This is a genomic window from Streptomyces sp. GD-15H (assembly GCF_045291515.1).
Classification (GTDB): domain Bacteria; phylum Actinomycetota; class Actinomycetes; order Streptomycetales; family Streptomycetaceae; genus Streptomyces.
In genome coordinates, this window is the sequence record NZ_CP149447.1 from 5,570,277 (window position 1) to 5,584,886 (window position 14,610).

The 14,610-nt window shown below is 70.6% G+C and carries 11 protein-coding genes, 1 tRNA gene and 1 pseudogene; 4 read left to right on the forward strand and 9 right to left on the reverse strand.

What is annotated here, in order from left to right; genetic code table 11:
• Nucleotides 1–36 precede the first annotated feature (36 nt).
• The 3 genes from WJ438_RS26385 to WJ438_RS26395 are packed head-to-tail and all read right to left on the reverse strand — an operon-like array spanning nucleotide 37 to nucleotide 3,338.
• Nucleotides 37–948 carry a carbohydrate ABC transporter permease gene (locus WJ438_RS26385; RefSeq protein WP_406727433.1) on the reverse strand — a complete coding sequence of 304 codons (912 nt, stop codon included), beginning with the start codon at nucleotides 946–948 and terminating at the stop codon, nucleotides 37–39.
• A 12-nt stretch (nucleotides 949–960) separates the two neighbouring features.
• Complete coding sequence (locus WJ438_RS26390) at nucleotides 961–1,974, reverse strand: carbohydrate ABC transporter permease (RefSeq protein WP_406729816.1); 1,014 nt, start codon at nucleotides 1,972–1,974, stop codon at nucleotides 961–963.
• Between the two features lie 5 nt (nucleotides 1,975–1,979).
• The gene (locus WJ438_RS26395; protein ID WP_406727434.1) at nucleotides 1,980–3,338 is read right to left on the reverse strand and encodes an ABC transporter substrate-binding protein; all 1,359 of its coding nucleotides are present in this window, start codon (nucleotides 3,336–3,338) and stop codon (nucleotides 1,980–1,982) included.
• A gap of 345 nt (nucleotides 3,339–3,683) precedes the next feature.
• Here WJ438_RS26395 and WJ438_RS26400 point away from each other — a divergent pair, with 345 nt between their 5' ends.
• Entirely contained in the window at nucleotides 3,684–4,739 is a 1,056-nt protein-coding gene (locus tag WJ438_RS26400; RefSeq protein WP_406727435.1) for a LacI family DNA-binding transcriptional regulator, read from the forward strand.
• A 163-nt stretch (nucleotides 4,740–4,902) separates the two neighbouring features.
• Entirely contained in the window at nucleotides 4,903–6,954 is a 2,052-nt protein-coding gene (locus WJ438_RS26405; protein WP_406727436.1) for a heavy metal translocating P-type ATPase, read from the forward strand.
• Between the two features lie 70 nt (nucleotides 6,955–7,024).
• Here WJ438_RS26405 and WJ438_RS26410 read toward each other — a convergent pair.
• The 3 genes from WJ438_RS26410 to WJ438_RS26420 form a co-directional block, all read right to left on the reverse strand.
• A tRNA-His gene (locus tag WJ438_RS26410) sits at nucleotides 7,025–7,097 on the reverse strand.
• Nucleotides 7,098–7,216: 119 nt separating this feature from the next.
• Entirely contained in the window at nucleotides 7,217–7,819 is a 603-nt protein-coding gene (gene orn / locus WJ438_RS26415; protein WP_406727437.1) for an oligoribonuclease, read from the reverse strand.
• Between the two features lie 148 nt (nucleotides 7,820–7,967).
• Nucleotides 7,968–9,260, reverse strand: coding sequence for a GlxA family transcriptional regulator (locus WJ438_RS26420; RefSeq protein ID WP_406727438.1), 1,293 nt, complete (start codon nucleotides 9,258–9,260; stop codon nucleotides 7,968–7,970).
• A 1,012-nt stretch (nucleotides 9,261–10,272) separates the two neighbouring features.
• Here WJ438_RS26420 and WJ438_RS26425 point away from each other — a divergent pair.
• Nucleotides 10,273–10,815, forward strand: coding sequence for a universal stress protein (locus WJ438_RS26425; protein WP_406727439.1), 543 nt, complete (start codon nucleotides 10,273–10,275; stop codon nucleotides 10,813–10,815).
• Nucleotides 10,816–10,859: 44 nt separating this feature from the next.
• On the opposite strand, the gene glmS is transcribed toward WJ438_RS26425, so the two are convergent.
• From glmS to WJ438_RS26440, 3 genes are all read right to left on the reverse strand, one after another.
• Nucleotides 10,860–12,677, reverse strand: coding sequence for a glutamine--fructose-6-phosphate transaminase (isomerizing) (gene glmS, locus WJ438_RS26430; RefSeq protein WP_406727440.1), 1,818 nt, complete (start codon nucleotides 12,675–12,677; stop codon nucleotides 10,860–10,862).
• Between the two features lie 12 nt (nucleotides 12,678–12,689).
• On the reverse strand, nucleotides 12,690–12,947 hold the full coding sequence (locus WJ438_RS26435) for a hypothetical protein (RefSeq protein WP_030217181.1): 258 nt from the start codon (nucleotides 12,945–12,947) through the stop codon (nucleotides 12,690–12,692).
• A 112-nt stretch (nucleotides 12,948–13,059) separates the two neighbouring features.
• On the reverse strand, nucleotides 13,060–13,989 hold the full coding sequence (locus WJ438_RS26440) for a DUF4429 domain-containing protein (protein ID WP_406727441.1): 930 nt from the start codon (nucleotides 13,987–13,989) through the stop codon (nucleotides 13,060–13,062).
• Nucleotides 13,990–14,008: 19 nt separating this feature from the next.
• Here WJ438_RS26440 and WJ438_RS26445 point away from each other — a divergent pair.
• Nucleotides 14,009–14,488: pseudogene (locus tag WJ438_RS26445) on the forward strand (glycoside hydrolase family 20 zincin-like fold domain-containing protein); the annotation flags it as partial.
• Nucleotides 14,489–14,610: the final 122 nt, after the last annotated feature.

The following is a 14,610-nucleotide window of genomic DNA, read 5'->3' on the forward strand; positions in this document are numbered from 1 at the left end:
CGTGCCGTGCGTGCCGTGCGTCTGCGCGGACGGGTGTCAGCCCTTGACCGCGCCCTGCATGATGCCGCCCACGATCTGCTTGCCGAAGATCGCGAAGACCAGCAGCAGCGGCAGCGTGCCCAGCAGGGCACCCGCCATGATCAGGGACTGGTCCGGAGTGAAACCGCGGCCGAGCCCCGCGACCGCGACCTGCACGGTCGGGTTGCCGGACTGGGTCAGCACGAGGAACGGCCACAGGAAGTCGTTCCAGGTCTGCACGAAGATCAGCATGCCCAGTACGGCCATCGCCGGCCGCGCCGCCGGGAACACCACGTGCCACACCACGCGCCAACTGCTCGCGCCGTCGACCCTGGCGGCCTCGATGACCTCGTCCGGCAGCGCCTGGAGCAGGTACTGCCGCATGAAGAACACGCCGAACGCGCTCACCAGCGACGGGAAGACGACCGCCTGCAGCTGGTCGGTCCAGTCGAGCTTGGCGACCATCATGTACAGCGGGATCACGCTCAGCTGCGGCGGCACCATCATCGTGCCGATCACGATCAGCATCAGCGCGCCCCGGCCCTTGAAGCGCAGCTTGGCGAAGGCGAACCCGGCGATCGTCGACAGGGTCACGACGGTCACCGCCGAGATGCCCGCGACGAGCGTGGTGTTGAAGAACGCCTCACCGAGGTTGGCGTCGGTCCAGGCGAGCTCCAGGTTCTTGAACAGGTTCGAGCCGAACCAGAACGGCGGCGGGGTCTGCGCCAGGCGCTGGTTGTCCCGGGACGCGGCGATCGCGGTCCACACCAGCGGGAACAGCGAGACGATCGTGAACACGATCAGGATCGCGTACGCGATCGGACCGCCGTGCAGGGTACCGCCGGCCCGTGCGGACTTCGGCAGGCGGGAGCGCTTCTCCTTCTTGACGGGCGCGGTCTCGGGGGGCGGGGGCGTCACAGTCGTCGTCACGGCCACAACTCCTTAACTACTGGCGCGCAGCCGGCGCGAGATGACGTAGTTGACGATGCCGATGACGATCAGGATCAGGAACATCATCCACGCGATCGCCGAGGCGCGGCCCAGGTGCTGGTTGATCCAGCCCTGCTCGTACAGGTACAGGCCGAGCGTCTGGAACTGGTGCTCCGCGCCGCCGGACGCGCCCTTGTTGGCGTCGAACAGCAGCGGTTCGCCGAAGACCTGGCTCGCCCCGATGGTGGACACCACGACGGTGAACAGGATGGTCGGGCGCAGCGAGGGCAGCGTCACGTGCAGGAACTGCTGCCAGCGGCTGGCGCCGTCCAGCGCCGCCGACTCGTACAGGTCGTGCGGGATCGCCTGCATCGCGGCCAGGTAGATCAGCGCGTTGTAGCCGGTCCAGCGCCAGATGACGATGGTCGAGACGGCGAACTGCGAGGGCCACTTGTCGCCCTGCCAGTTGACCGGGTCGATCCCGACGAAGTCCAGCGCCCAGTTGATCATGCCGTAGTCACGCCCGAAGAGCAGCACGAACACCAGGGAGGCGGCGGCGATCGAGGTGGCGTACGGCGCGAGCATCGCGACCCGGTAGAAGGTCGAGGCGCGCAGCTTGTAGTTGAGGATGTGGGCGATGCCCATCGCCATCAGCAGCTGCGGAACGGTCGAGATGATGCCGATGGTCAGCGTGTTCTGCGCCGCGTTCCAGAAGAACTCGTCGTCGAAGATCCGGGTGAAGTTGCGCAGCCCCACCCATTCCATGTCGGTCGGGGCGGTCAGCTCGACCTGGTGCAGCGAGGCCCAGCCGGTGTAGACCAGCGGGAACAGGCCGAAGGCGAGGAACAGCAGGAAGAACGGCGAGACGAAGGCGTACGGGCTCCAGCGCATGTCCCGCTGCCAGCGGCGGGACAGCTTTCGCCGGCGCCGCTCCTCCTCGCCGTCGGACGCGGTGGTCCCGGGCGGGCGGCCCGGGACCGCGCCCCCCTTGACGGGGGACGCGGCGGTGTGGTGGCGGGTGGACATCCGGGTCACTTGTCCAGGTTGTTGTCGATGGTCTTGGTGGCCGTCTCCCAGGCCTCCTCGGCGGACTTGCCCTTCGTGACGAGGATGACGCCGTTGTCCGTCAGGCCCTGCTGGATGATCTGGTCCTTCGGGCCGATCGCCTGGAGGGGGATCCGCTGGGCGGCCTCGGAGAAGATCTCACCGATCGGGGAGTCCCCGGTCATGTCGTTCTTCGCACCGGTCACTTCGGGGCTGTCGAAGGCGGCCTGGGCGCTCGGGAAGCTGCCCTGCACCTCGAACAGCTTGGCCTGCTGCTCGGGCGCGGTCAGCCAGGCGACGAGCTTCTTGGCCTCGTCGACGTTCTTGGCGCTCTTGGGCACCGTCAGGAAGGAGCCGCCCCAGTTGCCGGACTCGGGCGCCACGGCGACGTCCCACTTGCCGACGGCGTCGGGCTGCGACTTGCCCTTGATGTAGCCGAGCATCCACGGCGGGCAGGCCATCGCGGCGAACTTGTTGTTGGCGATCGTCTGGTCCCAGGCCGGCTGGAACTGCGTCTGGGCGCCGATCATGCCCTTCTCGACGGCCTCGGCGGTCAGGTCGAAGGCTGCCTTGACGACCGGGTTGGTCTTGTAGGTGACCTCGCCGGAGGCGTCGTAGAACTTCTCCTTCCCACTGCTGAGGATCGCGTTGAGCAGGCCGCCGGGGGAGTCCAGGAAGGTGGTGCCCTTGGGGGCCTTCTTCTGGTAGTCCTCACCGACCTCGACGAACTTTTCCCAGTCGCCCTCCCACAGCTTGGCGACCTCCGCGCGGTCGGACGGCAGCCCGGCCTTCTCGAACAGGTCCTTGCGGTAGCAGATCGCCATCGGGCCGATGTCGGTGCCCAGACCGATCGTCCGGCCGTCCTTGGTGGTGGCCTGCTCCCACTTCCACTCGAGCCAGTGGCTCTTGTCCACGCCGTCGGCCTTGGAGAGGTCCTCGAGCTTGGCGGCCTGGGTGTCCACGATCTCCGCGATGTTGCCGACCTCGACGGCCTGGACGTCCTGCAGGCCGCTGTTGGTGGTGAGGTGGTTCAGCAGCCCCGGGTAGTAGTTCTCGTTGCGCTCGACAACGTTCTCGGCGATCTTGATGTCGGGGTTCAGCTTCTCGTACTCGGCGTAGAGACCGGCTTCCTTGAAGCCGAAGGTGCCGAACAGGCCCAACGTGACCGTCGTCTTGCCCTTGCCACCCGACGAGGAATCGGAGTCGCCGTCTCCGCCGTCGTCGGCACAGCCGGCCAGCAGCCCGGTGCCCAGCGACACCACGGCCGCGATGGCCAGGGCCTTGCGGGTGAAGGGCTTCCCCCCGTTCGAGCGCTGCCGAGAGTGGGGGAGGGTACGTGCTCGCATTGCGTCCTCCTGTTGCCCTGACGTGCCGACCCCCCGGCCAACGGCGTTGTCGGGCCCGTTTCTTGCATGCTGCGGCGCGGGCGGGGAACGTGCGGGTTGTGTATGTGCCAGGCGCTGTGGGAGCGCTCCCACAAGTGATGTGTTGAAGGGTTGCGGGTCCGGGCGGGGGTGTCAAGGGACCGGACGCGGAGAACTGCGTCCAGTTATCGGGCTGTTGACTGGACGCCCGGTTCTCGCCGAGGGATGGTCCGGGGCCCCGGGCGGCGGACCTGGCGGCGGTCGCCGCCGCTGACGGGGCTGTTAGATTCCAGGCCGGCGTGACACACGACGGAAGGCGGGGCGCAGATGGCGAGCCACGGAGCGCGGGGCCGCGGCAGCAGCAGGCCCACCCTCGAAGAGGTGGCGGCGCGCGCCGGTGTCGGCCGGGGCACGGTCTCCCGGGTGATCAACGGGTCACCCCGGGTGAGCGACGCCACCCGGGCCGCCGTGGAGGCCGCCGTCGCGGAGCTCGGTTACGTCCCGAACACGGCCGCCCGTGCGCTGGCCGCCAACCGTACCGACGCGATCGCGCTGGTCGTGCCCGAACCGGAGACTCGGTTCTTCGCCGAACCGTACTTCTCGGACATGCTGCGCGGTGTGGGGGCGGCGCTCTCCGACACCGAGATGCAGCTGCTGCTGATCTTCGCGGGCAGCGACCGGGAACGGCAGCGGCTCGCCGATTACCTGGCCGCGCACCGCGTGGACGGTGTGCTGCTGGTCTCCGTGCACGCCGACGACCCGCTGCCCGACATGCTCGCCCAGCTGGAGATCCCGGCCGTGATCAGCGGCCCCCGGTCGGCCGCGGAGACCCTTACCTCGGTCGACTCGGACAACTACGGCGGCGCCCGGCAGGCCGTCGAGCACCTCATCGGCCGGGGCCGGCGCCGCATCGCCCACATCACCGGCCGCCTCGACGTGTACGGCGCCGAGCGGCGCATCGACGGCTACCGCGACGCCCTGCGGGACGCGGGCCACGAGGCGGACGAGCTGCTGATCGAGGCGGGCGACTTCTCCGAGGAGGGCGGTCGGCGCGCGATGGCGGCGCTGCTGGAACGCCGGCCGGAGCTGGACGCGGTCTTCGCCGCCTCCGACGTGACCGCCGCCGGCGCCCGGCACGCGCTGCGCGAGGCGGGCCGCCGCATCCCCGACGACGTGGCCCTCGTCGGCTACGACGACTCCGCCATCGCCCGCCACATGGACCCGCCGCTGACCAGCGTGCGCCAGCCCATCGAGGAGATGGGCCGCGCGATGATCGACCTCCTCCTCGCCGAGGTCGCCGACCGCCGCCCACCCGCCTCGCGAGGGCTGGAGCGGCGTCAGGTGGTCCTGGCCACGGAGCTGGTGCAGCGCGCGTCGTCGTAGCCTTGCTGCGGATATCCGCAGCGATGGGGAGAGTACGACGGTGGGCATACGCCACGATCATCAGCACGATCAGGTTTCGGCATCGATCGACTCCGTTCATCAGGGGCATGGTGATCACGACGGCCGCACAACCCGTGGTAGTCCTGTGGCTCATGATGGTCAGGTGGACCACAGAGATCACATGGACCACATGGACCATGCCGGTCACATGGACCACGGCAGTCAGGGTGGTCATCACGGGCACGGTGGTCATGGCGAGCACGCCGGGCACGCGGATCACGTCGGGCAGTTCCGGCGACTGTTCTGGATCATGCTCGTCCTGGCGGTCCCGGTGGTGGGATTCAACGGAATGTTCGCCCACCTCGTCGGTTACGGCCTGCCCGACGCGGAGTGGGCGCGGTGGGTCTCCCCGGTCCTGGGCACCGTGACCTATGTCTGGGGCGGTCGGCCGTTCCTGACCGGAGCGGTCTCGGAGGTCCGCTCCCGCAAGCCCGGCATGATGCTGCTCATCGGCCTGGCCATCACCGTGGCGTTCGTCGCCTCCTGGGCGGCGAGTCTGCGTCTGGTCGACGACGAGCTGGACTTCTGGTGGGAACTGGCCCTGCTGGTCGTCATCATGCTGCTGGGCCACTGGATCGAGATGCGCTCCCTGGCCCGGACCACGTCCGCCCTCGATTCCCTGGCCGCCCTGCTGCCGGACGAGGCCGAGCGGGTCGAGGGTGACGAGGTCGTGAAAGTCGCCCCGGCCGATCTGACCGTCGGCGATGTCGTCGTGGTCCGTCCCGGCGCCTCGGTGCCCGCCGACGGGAAGATCGTCGACGGTTCGGCGAGCATGGACGAGTCCATGGTCACCGGAGAGTCCAAGCCGGTCCGTCGTGCGCCCGGCGAGCAGGTGGTCGCCGGCACCGTGGCTACCGACTCCGGGCTGCGCGTCGAGGTCACCGCCGTCGGCGCGGACACGGCTCTGGCCGGCATCCAGAGGCTGGTCGCCGATGCCCAGGCCTCCTCCTCACGGGCTCAGCGCATCGCCGACACCGCGGCGGGGTGGCTGTTCTGGTTCGCGCTGGGCTCGGCCGCGGTCACCGCGGGCGTGTGGAGTCTCGTCGGCATGCCGGACACCGCGGTCGTGCGGACCATCACCGTGCTGGTCATCGCCTGCCCCCACGCGCTGGGACTGGCGATCCCGCTGGTGGTGTCCATCGCCACCGAGCGTGCCGCCCGCGCCGGCGTCCTGGTCAAGGACCGGCTGGCGCTGGAGTCGATGCGTACCGTCGACGCGGTCCTGTTCGACAAGACCGGCACGCTGACCAAGGGCGAGCCGACGGTGACCGGGATCGAACCCGCCGGCGGCCGCGGCGCGGACGACCTGCTGGCCCTGGCCGCGGCGGCGGAGAGCGACAGCGAGCACCCCCTGGCCAGGGCAGTCGTCGGGGCCGCACGCACGCGCGGGCTGGAGGCGCCCGGGGCCACCGACTTCTCCTCTTCCCCTGCCGTGGGCGTGCGGGCCACGGTGGACGGCACCGTGATCGCCGTGGGCGGCCCGTACCTCCTCGAGGAGCACGGCCTCGACGAGCTGCCCGTCGCCGACGAGTGGCGGAAGGAGGGCGCGATCATCCTGCACGTCCTCGCCGACGGCCGGGTGATCGGTGCGCTGCGGCTGGCCGACGAGATCCGGCCCGAGTCCCGCGAGGCCGTCGACGCCCTGCACGCCGCGGGCACCCAGGTCGTGATGATCACCGGCGACGCCCGAGCGGTGGCCGAAACCGTGGCCGGGGAACTGGGCATCGACCGCGTGTTCGCCGGGGTCCGGCCGGAGGACAAGGCGGCCAAGGTCGCGGAGCTGCAGTCGGAGGGCATGCGGGTCGCCATGGTCGGCGACGGCGTCAACGACGCCCCGGCCCTGGCCCAGGCCGACGTCGGCATCGCCATCGGCGCCGGCACCGATGTCGCGATCGGCTCGGCCGGGGTCATCCTCGCCTCCTCCGATCCGCGTGCGGTGCTCTCGGTCAGGGAGCTGTCGCGGGCGAGCTACCGGAAGATGAAGCAGAACCTGTGGTGGGCCGCCGGCTACAACCTGCTCTCGGTGCCCCTGGCCGCCGGTGTGCTCGCGCCGGTTGGATTCGTCCTGCCCATGAGCGTCGGCGCGGTCCTCATGTCCGCGTCCACCGTCGTGGTGGCGCTCAACGCCCAGCTGCTGCGCCGACTGGAGCTGTGAGGTTCGGCGCCCCACGGGAAGAGGCGCCCACCACGCGAAAGAGGCCCCCGAGGGGGCCTCTTTCGTTCAGGGTGAGTGACGGGACTTGAACCCGCGGCATCCTGGACCACAACCAGGTGCTCTACCAGCTGAGCTACACCCACCATGGCCGTCATCGGTGAAGATCGGTTTCTTTCCGACCGGCCGAGGAAAAGTGTACAGGGTCCGAAGGGGTGCTCGCGCCAGGGTTTCGCGGCGCCCTTCGGACGACCGCCTCACCTGCCTACTGAGCAGGCAGAACGTGCTTCGCGGCGATCTTCTTCGCGGTGTCCGAGTCGGGGCCGGGCTGCGGCACGAAGACGGCCTCGCGGTAGTAGCGCAGCTCCGCGATGGACTCGCGGATGTCGGCCAGCGCACGGTGGTTGCCGTTCTTCTCGGGGCTGTTGAAGTACGCCTTCGGGTACCAGCGGCGCGACAGCTCCTTGACGCTGGACACGTCCACGATGCGGTAGTGCAGGTAGGCCTCCAGCGTCGGCATGTCCCGCAGCAGGAATCCGCGGTCCGTGCCGACGGAGTTGCCGCACAGGGGCGCCTTGCCGGGCTCCTTGACGTGCTCCTTCACATACGCGAGGACCTGCTGCTCGGCGTCCTCGAGCGTCGTGCCGTCCGCCAGTTCGGCGAGCAGCCCGGACGCGGTGTGCATCTCACGCACCACCTCCGGCATCGTCTCCAGGGCCCGTTCCGGCGGGCGGATGACGATGTCCACACCGTCGCCGAGCACGTTCAGCTCGGAGTCGGTGACGAGGGCGGCCACCTCGATGAGCGCGTCGTCGGACAGCGAGAGGCCGGTCATCTCGCAGTCGATCCACACCATGCGATCGTTCATATGCCTAACCATACGGCGCGCGGGAGCGTAGGTGACCCGTCGGGGACCGGGTGTGTGACGCGGACGGAGAGACGGGCCGGGCCGGAGACTCCCGTCTCCGGCCCGGCCCGCCGACTGATTCCCGTCGCGCTCCTGTCTCAGGTCCGCCTCACGGCGCGCTGCGCTGCCCCGGCACGCTCGCCCGCTTGGGGACGTACGCCTCGCGGCCCGGGTCCGCCGAGGACGCCGACGCCGCCAGGGACGGGCCGCCCAGGGCGCTCGCGGCCGCCGTGCGCCGGGACTGGTGCGGGACGGGGTTGTCCGGGTGCGGCGCGGCGGGCGCCATGCCGGCCTGCCCCGGGTGCCCGTGCTGGTGTGCCGGGCCGGACGGGACGGCACCCGGGGTGTTCGGGATGCCGTCGGCGCCCTGGTTCCGCTCGGCCTGGGGGCGCCGCGCGCGGTACGCGGCCCGGTAGGTGGCCGGGGACGAACCCAGCTGGCGCCGGAAGTGGCCCCGCAGCGCGACCGGTGAGCGGAAGCCGCAGCGGCCCGCGACCTCGTCCACCGAGTAGTCCGACGTCTCCAGCAGGCGCTGGGCCTGCAGCACCCGCTGCGTGATCAGCCACTGCAGCGGCGCGCTGCCGGTCAGCGACCGGAAGCGGCGGTCGAACGTACGACGGCTCATGTACGCGCGTGCCGCCAGCGTCTCCACGTCGAACTGTTCGTGGAGGTGCTCCAGCGCCCAGGCGACGACCTCGGCGAGCGGGTCGGCGCCGATCTCCTCGGGTAAAGACCTGTCGAGATAGCGCTCCTGACCACCCGTCCGGCGCGGTGGGACGACGAGGCGCCGGGCGAGTGCCCCCGCCGCCTCGCTGCCGTGATCCGTGCGCACGATGTGCAGGCACAGATCGATTCCGGCCGCCGTACCCGCCGACGTCAGCACGTCGCCGTCGTCCACGAAGAGTTCGCGCGGATCGACGTGCACCGACGGATAGCGTTTCGCCAGCGTCGGCGCGTACATCCAGTGGGTGGTCGCCGGGCGGCCGTCCAGCAGGCCGGCCGCCGCGAGTACGAAGGCGCCGGTGCACAGCCCGACGATGCGGGCGCCCTCCTCGTGGGCGCGGCGCAGCGCTTCGAGCGCATCGTCCGGCGGCGGCGAGGTGATCGAACGCCAGGCGGGCACGACGACGGTGCCCGCGCGGGCTATCGCCTCCAGGCCGTGCGGCGCGGTGAGTTCGAGACCCCCCGTGGTCCGCAGCGGACCCCCCTCGCCGGCACTCACCAGCAGTCGGTAGCGCGGTACGCCGGCGTCCTGGCGGTCGATCCCGAACACCGACAGCGGTATGGAACTCTCGAAGATGGGGCCGCCGCTGAACAGCAGCACGGCGACGATCTCCTTGCGACGTCGCCCGGCGAGTTTCCGGGCCGCGATCTCCGGCGCGGCAGTGGAGTCGTGGCTCATGCTGCTAAGCCCCCCTCGGTGGTCGCGGCTCCTCGGTTGTGTCGCACCTGCACGTTTCCCCTCGGTCCTGCACGAATCCCCCGCCGTAAGACAGTCAAGATCGAATCTACTGTGCCCCGTCGTGCCCGGGTGGCCAGTTCGGCCCCCGGCGCATTGTCGACTTGGCAACTTGGCGTGAAGCATTCGATCACGAAGGGTTGCACTCGTGGGCCGTGCAGGGAAGTGCGCCTCGTCCCGGTGGCCAATCCCCGTAGGGTGCGCAGGGTCCGCCGACCCCTTTTTGTGCAGGTCGAACGGGGGTTGGGGGGTGGTCACGGCAGGAGATGCACAGGTTGCGGAAGTTGGCTGAAAAGATACGCCCGCGTGCGCGGAAACCGGTCACGCGACCGGTGTATCCCCGCCGCCCCGCGCCGCCCGCTCGGAGCGGCGCCTCAGCAGGCGGCAGGCGCCCGTGAGGGCGGTCGGGCCGAGGGCCCCGTACCGACCACGCCGACCGGTGAGGAGCCGCACCGGAACAGGACGACCGGGACCGGCAGGCGGCTGAACGCCGCCCGGCGGACCACGTCGGTCATCGGGTCCCGGGAGGACTCCCGTCGTGAGGGCGCCGCTGGGGCGCCCGGCGCGCGGTCCGCCCCGGCGGCGGGACGGGGTCCGGCCAACGGCGTGTTCCCTGCGGCGTGACTCACGGGGTTCAACGCGCGGGTGGGGTGACGGTCACTGCGGTTCCGGGACGAAAGCCCGAACTCCCGGCCCCCGAGGACACGGCACACGGCGACACTCTCGTGGCTCGGCCCGCCCCGCGCGAACCGCCTGTGCGGCGCAGCGACCATTGCGTGACGGGTGCCCCCTCGGGCATGCTCCGGAGGACCCGTCGGCCAGCGTGGACGGGGTCTGGGCTGAGGACGCGTACCGCCGTACCCTTGGGGGTATGGGGTTGGGAAGATGATTCCCGGACACAGCTCCGACGCCCCCTGTCGTCACCCATCACAAGGATCACAACGCCGAGACAGCCATGGCCGGTCACGAATTCTTCGAACCCGCGGACCGCAAGCGGCCCCTCGCCGATCCCTCGGCGGCCGAGCCGCTCGGGGCCGACCCCCTGGGCGCGGAAGCGTCGCGCCATCCGTGCGATCCCGCGTTCCGGCATGGTGTCGTCGTCGGCTTCGACGGCTCCACCTCCAGTGAGCGGGCCCTCGCCTACGCGATCGGCATGGCCCGGCGCTTCGGTTCCGCGCTGATCATCGTCCATGTCGCCAACCGGCTGCCCACCACGGTGTGGGCGGGCTGCGAGCCGCCGGTCTTCGTCGACGTCCCGGACCACCGCACCGAGGTCCTCGGCCTCGAGCTGGCCTGCGCGGACCACCTCACCGAGGTGCCCTGGATCTTGGTCGAGCGCGGCGGCGACATCTGCCACGAACTCGAGGAGGTCGGCCGGGAGTACGAGGCCGACGCGATCGTCGTCGGCTCCACCCACGGCCTCGTGGGCCGGATCTTCGGCTCCGTCGCCGGCCGGCTCGCCAAGCGGGCGCAGCGCCCCGTGGTGGTCATTCCCTGAGGCGCCGGCCCAGCGGCCGGCCCATGGCCGGCCCGTGGCAGTGCTTACTCGACCGTGACCGACTTGGCGAGGTTCCTCGGCTTGTCGATGTCCCTGCCCAGGGCCAGCGCCGTGTGGTAGGCGAGGAGTTGGAGGGGGATGCCCATGAGGATGGGGTCCAGTTCGGCCTCGTTCTTCGGGACGACGACAGTGTGGTCGGCCTTCTCCTGCTCCTGGTGGGCGACCGCCATGATGCGCCCGCTGCGGGCCTTGATCTCCTCCAGGGCCGCGCGGTTCTTCTCCAGCAGGTCGTCGTCGGGGACGATCGCGACCGTGGGCAGCGCGGGTTCGATCAGGGCCAGCGGGCCGTGCTTGAGCTCGGACGCCGGGTACGCCTCCGCGTGGATGTAGGAGACCTCCTTGAGTTTCAGGGACGCCTCACGGGCCACCGGGTAGCCCCGGACACGGCCGATGAAGAGCATCGAGCGGGCCTCCGCGTACTGCAGGGCCAGCTTCTTGATCTCCTCCTCCTGCTCCAGGATCTCGGTGATCTGTTCCGGCAGCCTGCGCAGCCCCTCGATGATCCGCTTGCCGTCGCTCACGGACAGGTCGCGGGTGCGGCCCAGGTGCAGGGCGAGCAGGGCGAAGGCGACCGTGGTGTTGGTGAAGCACTTCGTGGACACCACGCAGACCTCGGGACCGGCGTGCACGTACATGCCGCCGTCCGCCTCGCGGGCGATCGCGGAACCGACGACGTTCACCACGCCCAGCACCCGCGCGCCCTTGCGCTTCAGCTCCTGCACCGCCGCCAGCACGTCGTACGTCTCACCGGACTGGGACACCGCGACGTACAGCGCGTCGGGGTCGACGACCGCGTTGCGGTAGCGGAACTCGAAGGCCGGCTCGGCGTCGGCCGGGATACGGGCCAGCTCCTCGATCATCTGGGCGCCGATCAGCCCCGCGTGGTACGAGGTGCCGCAGCCGAGGATCTTCACCCGGCGGATCCGGCGTGCCTCACGGGCGTCCAGGTTCAGGCCGCCCAGCCGCACCGTGGAGAATCGGTCGTCGATACGGCCCCGCAGCACCCGGTCCACGGCCTCGGCCTGCTCGTGGATCTCCTTGTGCATGTACGTGTCGTGGCCGCCCATGTCGTACGAGGCGGCCTCCCACTCCACGGTGGTCGGCTCGGACGTCGTACGGGTGCCCTCGGTGGTGTAGGTGCGGAAGTCGTCGGCCTTGAGGGTGGCCATCTCGCCGTCGTCGAGGGTGACGATCTGCCGGGTGTGGGTGACCAGGGCGGCTATGTCCGAGGCGACGAACATCTCCTTCTCGCCGATGCCGAGCACGACGGGCGAACCGTTGCGGGCCACCACGATGCGGTCCGGGAAGTCGGCGTGCAGCACGGCGATGCCGTAGGTGCCCTCGATGACCCGCACCGTCTCGCGGACCTTGTCCTCCAACTTCGCGGCCTGCGAGCGGGCGATCAGGTGGGTGAGGACCTCGGTGTCCGTCTCCGAGAGGAACTCGACGCCGTCCGCCTCCAGTTTGCGGCGCAGGTCGGCGGCGTTGTCGATGATGCCGTTGTGGACGACGGCGACCCGGCCCTCGGCGTCCAGGTGCGGGTGCGCGTTCACGTCGGACGGGGCGCCGTGGGTGGCCCAGCGGGTGTGGGCGATGCCCGTGGTGCCCTTGAAACGGGCCGGGACCTTCGCCTCCAGCTCGCGCACCCGGCCCTTGGCCTTGACCGTCCTCAGGCCGGCGGCCTTCGGCGACGTGATGGCGATGCCCGCCGAGTCGTAGCCCCGGTACTCCAGGCGCTGCAGGCCTTCGAGCAGCAGGGGGGCGACGTCACGCCTGCCGATGTATCCGACGATTCCGCACATATGGGTGTGTTCCTAGCCGTAGACGATGCGCCGCAGCTGCCGGAGTGAGAGCTCCGGCGGGGCCACCGCGCGATATCTGAGATCCGCCTCGATCCGTTCGAAGATCGTCGCGTTCACCAGGCCCTGGGCCTGGAGCTCGCGGTGGCGGCGACGGACGTACTCCTCGGTCGTCTCGTCGAAGTAGGCGAGCACGTCCTGGACCACACGTAGCGCCTCGCCCCGGCTGAGGGGCGTGGACCGCGTCAGATGATCGACCAGTTCGTCGTGCACCCGATGATCCTGAGGTAAGGGGGAGGCTCGTGCAAGAATCCTGCCCGATTTCGGGCAGGAAAGCGATGCGGGGTGTCGGTGGCCGTGGACAGCCGCCGTAGGCAGGGGCCGTTCACATGCGCTTCAGGACCGCCTGTTTGGCCAGGGTGAACTCCTCGTCCGTCAGTACGCCGGAGCGGTGCAGTTCGCCCAGCTCGCGCAGCCGGCGCAGCAGCGCGTCGTGCTCGTCCTCGGGGACGGCGGCGACGGAGGTGCCCGGGGCGGTCTCCGGTTCCGCCGGGCGTTCGTGCCCGGCACGGTCCCGGGCGGTGTCGTGCGGGGAGTCCCGCACGGAGTCCCTGGCGGCCGGGTGGGGCAGGCGGGCCTGGACGGCGGCGGCGACGAGCGCCATCAGAGGGTCCTTCTTGAAGCCCCACAGCTCCACCGCGTTGGGGTCGTACTTGGCCGGGGCCTTGGTGGGTGCGTGGCGCACGGTGAAACGGAGGTGACCGTTCTCCAGCCCGGTCGCCGGCAGCCACTCCACGGCGGCTATGTCGGTCAGCGCGAGGGTGCGGGTGCCGGCGGCGGACTTGGCGTCCTCCGTCTTCCAGTTCCACTCCAGGCGGATCCGCTCCCCGTCGAAGCTCACCGAGCCGTCCCCGGCGGAGACGGACAGCGGCACGGCCGGGCCGGGCAGCAGGTACTCCGGAACCGGGTCGGAGGGAACCTGGTCCAGCAGCAGGGCGTTGCGGACCTCGTCCGTGAAGTACTCGGCGACGCCGGACCGGTCGGGCTCCACGACCAGCTGGTACGGGTCGTGCGGCTCGGCGAGCCGGCCTCCGGTCGCCTGGAGCAGGGGGTCGGCGCCCTCGCGCAGCCGCAGTCTGAGCCGCCCCGCCTTTCTGCCCTGCTCGAACGAGATCCCCGCCAGCGCGCCGAGCGGGACCGGCAGTTCGCCCAGCGTCCGGCGGAGCAGCCCGACGTTCTTGTCCCGTCCGGGAGTCAGCCGCAGGGTGTTCCCGTCGAAGGCCCAGGTTCCGTCCTTCTGGATGATTTCCGCCATGGGGTGATTGTTTCATCGGATGAGCCGGCCGCTCGGGTCCCTGCTGCTGGTCATGGCGGCCGGGGCCACCACCATGGGCGCGGCCCCGACCGACGGGGGCGGCACGGTGCCGGTCCCGCTCGACCGGATGACCCCGGCCCCCGCCTCGGTGGAACCGGGCGGATCCCCGTACCGCATCACCGAACGCACCCGGATCCGGGTCGGCGCTTCCCGCGAGGCACGCGAGGTCGGCGACTGTCTCGCGAACGTCCTGCGCCACTCCACCGGTTACCGCCTGCCGGTCACCGGCGAGGGCAGGCACGACGGCATCCGGCTCCGGCTCGCGAAGGGCTCCTACTGCGGTGAGGGCTACCGCCTCGACAGCGGCCGCTCGGGCGTCACCCTCACCGCGGCCGAGCCCGCCGGTCTGTTCCACGGCGTCCAGACCCTGCGTCAACTCCTCCTCGTGGCAATGGAGAAGGACTCCGTGCAGCCCGGCCCTTGGCTGGTCGCCGACGGCCACGCACGACTGGGACGACTGCCGGACCCGGCTCGCGGCACAGGCGCCCCGCTGGGACGCGCGGGGGATCGGTTACCACAAGTCGCCGCAGGTGCCCTGGCCGGCGGCGGGATGAGCCGGTG

Bases quoted from the DNA above. Each gene is read 5' to 3' on its own strand.
- WJ438_RS26395 (WP_406727434.1), bottom strand. From the start codon at position 3,338: ATGCGAGCACGTACCCTCCCCCACTCTCGGCAGCGCTCGAACGGGGGG.
- WJ438_RS26420 (WP_406727438.1), bottom strand. From the start codon at position 9,260: ATGAGCCACGACTCCACTGCCGCGCCGGAGATCGCGGCCCGGAAACTC.
- WJ438_RS26440 (WP_406727441.1), bottom strand. From the start codon at position 13,989: ATGGCGGAAATCATCCAGAAGGACGGAACCTGGGCCTTCGACGGGAAC.
- orn (WP_406727437.1), bottom strand. From the start codon at position 7,819: ATGAACGATCGCATGGTGTGGATCGACTGCGAGATGACCGGCCTCTCG.
- WJ438_RS26425 (WP_406727439.1), top strand. From the start codon at position 10,273: ATGGCCGGTCACGAATTCTTCGAACCCGCGGACCGCAAGCGGCCCCTC.
- WJ438_RS26400 (WP_406727435.1), top strand. From the start codon at position 3,684: ATGGCGAGCCACGGAGCGCGGGGCCGCGGCAGCAGCAGGCCCACCCTC.
- glmS (WP_406727440.1), bottom strand. From the start codon at position 12,677: ATGTGCGGAATCGTCGGATACATCGGCAGGCGTGACGTCGCCCCCCTG.
- WJ438_RS26390 (WP_406729816.1), bottom strand. From the start codon at position 1,974: ATGTCCACCCGCCACCACACCGCCGCGTCCCCCGTCAAGGGGGGCGCG.